At 71.3% G+C, this 6,697-nt stretch carries 4 protein-coding genes; all 4 read left to right on the plus strand.

Going from position 1 to position 6,697, the window contains the following annotated elements:
• The first annotated feature begins 3 nt into the window (after window positions 1-3).
• Window positions 4-1,008, plus strand: a complete 1,005-nt coding sequence (locus G3I42_RS01950) for a sugar phosphate isomerase/epimerase family protein (protein ID WP_164282123.1) — start codon at window positions 4-6, stop codon at window positions 1,006-1,008.
• 397 nt (window positions 1,009-1,405) lie between these two features.
• Window positions 1,406-5,083, plus strand: a complete 3,678-nt coding sequence (locus tag G3I42_RS01955) for a ThuA domain-containing protein (protein WP_164282124.1) — start codon at window positions 1,406-1,408, stop codon at window positions 5,081-5,083.
• Window positions 5,084-5,229: 146 nt separating this feature from the next.
• Window positions 5,230-6,384 (plus strand): inositol-3-phosphate synthase, encoded by a 1,155-nt coding sequence (locus tag G3I42_RS01960; protein ID WP_164282125.1) that lies wholly within the window; start codon window positions 5,230-5,232, stop codon window positions 6,382-6,384.
• The coding region (locus G3I42_RS01965; RefSeq protein WP_164282126.1) for a UbiA family prenyltransferase at window positions 6,381-6,697 on the plus strand (317 nt) is incomplete at its 3' end. The genes G3I42_RS01960 and G3I42_RS01965, both read left to right, overlap by 4 nt.

Genomic DNA, 6,697 nt, shown 5'->3' on the forward strand with positions numbered 1-6,697 from the left:
CGCATGTCACGTGACTACACCCTCTTCACCGGCCAGTGGGCCGACCTGCCCCTGGAGAAGGTCTGCGAGCTGGCCAGGGACTTCGGCTACGACGGTCTCGAACTCGCCTGCTGGGGCGACCACTTCGAGGTCGACAAGGCGCTGAACGACCCCGGCTACATCCCCTCGCGCAAAGCGCTGCTCGACAAGTACGGCCTGAAGGTCTTCGCCGTCTCGAACCACATGGCCGGGCAGGGCGTGTGCGACCACCCCATCGACGAGCGGCACCAGAACATCCTGCCGGCCCGCGTGTGGGGCGACGGCGAGCCCGAAGGGGTGCGGCAGCGCGCGGCCGAGGAGATGAAGAACACCGCGCGCGCCGCCGCCGCGCTCGGCGTGGACACCGTCATCGGCTTCACCGGCTCCTCGATCTGGCACCTCGTCGCGATGTTCCCGCCCGTCCCGGACGGCATGATCGACCGCGGGTACGAGGACTTCGCCGCGCGCTGGAACCCGATCCTGGACGTCTTCGACCAGGAGGGCGTGCGCTTCGCCCACGAGGTGCACCCGAGCGAGATCGCGTACGACTACTGGACGACCGTGCGCGCCCTGGAGGCCGTCGGCCACCGCCCGGCCTTCGGCCTCAACTTCGATCCGAGCCACTTCGTGTGGCAGGACCTCGACCCGGTCGGCTTCCTCTACGACTTCCGCGACCGGATCTACCACGTGGACTGCAAGGAGGCCCGCAAGCGCCTCGACGGGCGCAACGGCCGGCTCGGCTCGCACCTGCCCTGGGGCGACCCGCGCAGGGGCTGGGACTTCGTCTCCGCCGGACGCGGCGACGTGCCCTGGGAGGACGTCTTCCGGATGCTCGGCTCCATCGGCTACGAGGGACCCGTCTCGGTGGAGTGGGAGGACGCCGGGATGGACCGGCTCCAGGGCGCCCCCGAGGCGCTGGCCCGGATGCGCGCGTACGACTACGAGCGGCCCACCGCCTCCTTCGACGCGGCCTTCAGCACGAAGGACTGACCCCGGAGCAACCGCTTTCCCCGGACCCCGGTCTTCCGGCCACCGCCTCCCGCGGCGGTACGCCCGGTTCCGCCCGGCCCGTGGCACCATCCGCCACGGGCCGGTCGGGGCTGCCCGCACGTGTCTTTGTCCTGTGGCGGGAAAAAGACGAACTAGCCTGCGTCCAAGGGCTATGCCGCACGGACAAAGCTCCACTACCGTCCCTGAGCGTGTACCGGACCTCGCGGTCCGCCCGGCACCACCGCACACGGCACCACGGCACCACAGCACCAGGCACCACTGCACCCGGCACCACCGCACCACGGCAGTACGTGCCACGCACGACGTAGCACGCCCCGGACGACGGCGCGCCCGGGGTCACCCGCCCGTACGACCGGCCCCCTGTGGAGGCACTCTCGTGCACAGGAAACGTCAGGGGTTCCGAAGAAGCCTCGCGCTCTTCACCGGAACCCTGCTCACCGCCGCATCCCTCACGCTCGTCGCGCAGCCCGCGGGCGCCGACGAGCCCGAGACCCCCGAGTTCCAGCAGGTGACCCTCGCCAAGGGTGCCGCGGAGACCGGGGAGCCGATGTCCCTCGCGGTCCTCCCCGACCGCAGCGTCCTGCACACCTCGCGGGACGGCACGCTGCGCCTGACCGACGAGAACGGCACCACCAAGGTGGCCGGCAAGCTCGACGTGTACTCGCACGACGAGGAAGGTCTCCAGGGCGTCGGCGTCGACCCGGACTTCGCCGAGAACCGCGCGATCTACCTGTACTACGCGCCGCCGCTCGACACCCCGGACGGGGACGCCCCCGAGAACGGCACCGCCGCCGACTTCAAGCCCTTCGACGGCATCAACCAGCTCTCGCGCTTCACCCTCGCCGAGGACGGCACCCTCGACCAGTCGAGCGAGAAGAAGATCCTCGACGTCAAGACCTCGCGCGGCACCTGCTGCCACGTCGGCGGCGACATCGACTTCGACGCCGACGGCAACCTGTACCTGTCGACGGGCGACGACAGCAACCCCTTCGCCTCCGACGGCTACACCCCGATCGACGAGCGCGCGAGCCGCAACCCGGCCTTCGACGCCCAGCGTTCGGCGGGCAACACCAACGACCTGCGCGGCAAGATCCTCCGCATCAAGGTCCACGAGGACGGCAGCTACGACATCCCCGAGGGCAACCTCTTCGCCCCCGGCACCGACAAGGCACGCCCCGAGATCTACGCGATGGGCTTCCGCAACCCCTTCCGGCTCAACGTCGACAAGGAGACCGGCATCGTCTACGTCGGCGACTACGGCCCCGACGCGGGCGCCGCGTCGCCGAGCCGCGGCCCCGCCGGACAGGTCGAGTTCGCCCGCGTGACGAAGGCCGGCAACTTCGGCTGGCCGTACTGCACGGGCAAGAACGACGCGTACAAGGACTACGACTTCGCCACCGGCGAGTCCGGCGCCACCTTCGACTGCGCAGCGCCGAAGAACGACTCGCCGAACAACACCGGGCTCACCGACCTGCCGCCCGCGCAGGAGGCGTGGATTCCCTACGACGGCGGCTCCGTGCCCGAGTTCGGCTCCGGCTCCGAGTCCCCGATGGGCGGCCCGGTCTACCACTACGACGAGAACCTCGACTCGCCGGTGAAGTTCCCGAAGGAGTACGACGGGGACTTCTTCGCGGGTGAGTTCGGCCGCCAGTGGATCAAGCGCATCGAGCAGGACGCGGACGGCACCGTCCAGTCGATCAACGACTTCCCGTGGTCGGGCACCCAGGTCATGGACATGGCCTTCGGCCCCGACGGCGCGCTCTACGTCCTCGACTACGGCCTCTCCTGGTTCGGCGGCGACGAGAACTCGGCGCTCTACCGCATCGAGAACGTCACCGACGGACGCGCCCCGGTCGTGGAGGCGAGCGCCAACAAGACCTCCGGCCAGTCCCCGCTGCGCGTCGCCTTCTCGGCGAAGGGCAGCGACGGGGACGGCGACGCGATCAGCTACAGCTGGGACTTCGGCGACGGCTCCAAGAAGGTCGCCGGCGCCGACGCCGCCCACACCTACCGTACGGACGGCACCTACACCGCCACGGTGACCGCGACCGACGCCACCGGGCTCACCGCGACCGCGAGCGTCGAGGTCGTCGTCGGCAACACCGCGCCGACCGTCAAGCTGGAGGCCCCGGCGGACGGCGCCCTCTTCAAGTTCGGCGACACGATCCCGTTCAAGGTGACCGTCACCGACCCCGAGGACGGCCAGATCGACTGCTCCAAGGTCACCGTCCGCTACATCCTCGGCCACGACAGCCACGGCCACCCGATCACCTCCACGACCGGCTGCGAAGGCACCATCACCGCGCCGGCCGACGCCGAGCACGACCCCAACGCGAACATCTTCGGGGTCATCGACGCCGAGTACACCGACGGCGGGGGCGGCGGCCAGGCCGCGCTGACCGGCCACGCGCAGGTCAAGCTCCAGCCGCGGCACCGCCAGGCCGAGCACTTCAACACCTCCTCCGGCATCAAGACGTACGACAAGGCGGAGGCCAACGGCGGCAGGACGGTCGGGGACATCGACGACGGCGACTGGATCGCCTTCACCCCGTACAATCTGACCGGCGCCAAGAAGCTCACCGCGCGCGTCGCCTCGGGCGGGGCCGGCGGCTCCCTCGAAGTCCGTACGGGCTCGCCCACGGGCGCGCTCCTCGGCTCCACCGCGGTGCCGAAGACGGGCGGCTGGGAGACCTTCCAGAACGTCGACGTCAAGCTCGCCCAGGTGCCCAAGAAGACCACCTCGCTCTACCTCGTCTTCAAGGGAGCCACCGGACAGGGCGCGCTCTTCGACGTCGACGACTTCGAGATCACCTCGGACGCGGTCGTCAAGGGCAGCAAGCGGCTCCTGGTCTTCTCCAAGACCGCCGGCTTCCGCCACGACTCCATCCCCGAGGGCATCAAGGCCCTGAAGGAACTCGGCGCCGAGTCCGGCATCACCGTCGACGCGACCGAGGAGGCCGGGCAGTTCACCAAGAACAACCTCGCCAAGTACGACGCGGTCGCCTTCCTCTCGACGACCGGTGACGTCCTCGACGCCGACCAGCAGGCCGCCTTCGAGAGCTACGTCAAGGGCGGGGGCGGCTACATGGGCGTCCACGCCGCGGCCGACACCGAGTACGACTGGAAGTTCTACGGCGGCCTCGTCGGCGCCTGGTTCGACTCGCACCCGCAGATCCAGGAGGCGACCGTCCGCGCGGAGGGCCACGACCACCCCGCGACCGAGAGCCTCAAGGACGCCTGGCAGCACACGGACGAGTGGTACAACTACCGCACCAACCCCCGCTCCCAGGCCAAGGTCCTCGCCACCGTGGACGAGACCAGCTACAGCGGCGGCACCATGAAGGGCGACCACCCGATCGCCTGGTGCCAGCCGTACGAGGGCGGTCGCGCCTTCTACACCGGTCTCGGCCACACCAAGGAGTCCTACGCCGAGGCCGACTTCCGCGCCCACCTGCTCGGCGGCATGAAGTACGCCACGGGGCAGGTCAAGGCGGACTGCAAGCCGGACAAGGACTACCGCCCGCTCTTCAACGGCCAGTCCCTGGACGGCTGGAAGCAGGCCGGTCCGGGGAAGTTCTCGATCTCCGACGGCGCCCTGCACTCCGAGGGCGGCATGGGCCTGCTCTGGTACCAGGCCAAGGAGTTCAAGAACTACTCCCTCAAGCTCGACTGGCGGATGCAGGGTGACGACAACTCCGGTGTCTTCATCGGCTTCCCCGCCTCGGACGACCCCTGGTCGGCCGTGAACAAGGGCTACGAGGTCCAGATCGACGCCACCGACGCGGACGACCGCACCACCGGCTCGATCTACACCTTCAAATCCGCCAACCTCAAGCTCCGCGACCAGGCACTGCGCCCGCCGGGCCAGTGGAACTCCTACGAGATCAAGGTCCAGGGCGAGCGCGTCCAGGTGTACCTGAACGGTACGAAGATCAACGACTTCACCAACAAGGACCCCGAGCGCTCCCTCGCGGACGGCTACATCGGCATCCAGAACCACAGCGACGCCGACCACGTGTCCTTCCGCGACATCCAGATCAAGGAACTTCCCTGAGTACGGGCGGGACGCCGGGCCCCCGGGCACGGCGTCCCGCCCAGCCCCCAGACGGCGGTGGGCGGGGGACGCCGGACCCCCGCCCACCGCTCCCCGAGCCGCACCATCCCGGCGCACCCGCAGGTTCGTATGACAGGAGGCTGCCCATGTCCGCCGAACCGACCCCCGCCCCCACGACACCCACCACCCCCGCCGAACCCCGCACCGGCATCTGGCTCATCGGTGCCCGCGGCTCCGTGGCCACCACCACCGTCACCGGTGCCGCCGCCGTCGCCGCCGGGCTCCACCCGGCCACGGGCATGGTCACCGAGACCCCCGCCTTCGCCGAAGCCGGCCTCCCCCCGCTCCCCGCCCTCGTCTTCGGCGGCCACGACACCACCGCGTGCCCGCTGCCCAAGCGCGCCGAACAACTCGCCGCCGCGGGGGTCCTGCCGCACGGACTGCCCACCGCGCTCGCCGCCGAACTCACCGCGGCCGACGCGGAGATCAGGCCCGGCGGCCCGGGACCCGGCGACAACCGGAGCGACGAGGAACTGATCGCCGCCTTCGCCGCCGACCTCACCGGCTTCCGCACCCGGCACGCCCTCGCCCGCGTGATCGTCGTCAACGTCGCCTCGACGGAGCCCGCGCCCCGCGCGGGCGACACCCGCCTGCCCGCCAGCTCCCTCTACGCCGCCGCCGCGCTCGCCGCCGGCTGCCCCTACGTCAACTTCACCCCCTCGACGGGACTCCACCACCCGGCGCTCGCCGAGCGCGCGGCGGCGAGCGGCCTCCCGTACGCGGGCCGCGACGGCAAGACCGGGCAGACGCTGCTCCGCTCCGTCCTCGCCCCGATGTTCCACCAGCGTGCCCTCGCCGTCCGCGCCTGGTCGGGGAGCAACCTCCTCGGCGGCGGCGACGGCGCGGCCCTCGCCGACCCGGCCGCCGCGGCGGCGAAGAACGCGGGCAAGGAGCGCGTGCTCGCCGACACGCTCGGCGCGGCGCCCGAGGGCGAGGTGCACATCGACGACGTCCCCGCCATGGGCGACTTCAAGACCGCCTGGGACCACATCGCCTTCGACGGCTTCCTCGGCACCCGCATGATCCTCCAGACCATCTGGCAGGGCGTCGACTCCTCGCTCGCCGCGCCCCTCGTCCTCGACCTCGCCCGGATCCTCGCCCGCGCGCACGAGACCGGGCTCACCGGGCCACGCCCCGAACTCGGCTTCTTCTTCAAGGACCCGGACGGCGGGTCCTCCTCGCTCGCCGAGCAGTACGCCGCGCTCCTCACCTTCGCAGGACGGCTGGGGGAGACCCGGTGATCCCCGCCCTCGTACCGCCCTCCGCCCCTGAGCCCGGCGCCCGCGCCCGGCTCGGTGCCTGGGCCGAACTCCTGCGCGTCTCCGCGCTGTTCACCGTCCCCGGCGACGCCCTCGCGGGAGCCGCGGCGAGCGGCGCGGCCCGGCCCCGCACGACCGCCCTCGCCCTCGGCTGCTCGCTGTGCCTCTACGAGGCCGGCATGGCGCTCAACGACTGGGCCGACCGGGCCGAGGACGCCGCCGAACGCCCCCACCGGCCCCTGCCTTCGGGCCGGATCACGGCGCCCGCGGCCCTCCTCGCCGCGAGCGCGCTCAC

It is taken from the genome of Streptomyces sp. SID11385 (genome assembly GCF_010548245.1).
Lineage (GTDB): Bacteria > Actinomycetota > Actinomycetes > Streptomycetales > Streptomycetaceae > Streptomyces.

Coding starts and splice junctions, on each gene's coding strand:
- G3I42_RS01950 (WP_164282123.1), top strand. CDS start 4: ATGTCACGTGACTACACCCTCTTCACCGGCCAGTGGGCCGACCTGCCC.
- G3I42_RS01960 (WP_164282125.1), top strand. CDS start 5,230: ATGTCCGCCGAACCGACCCCCGCCCCCACGACACCCACCACCCCCGCC.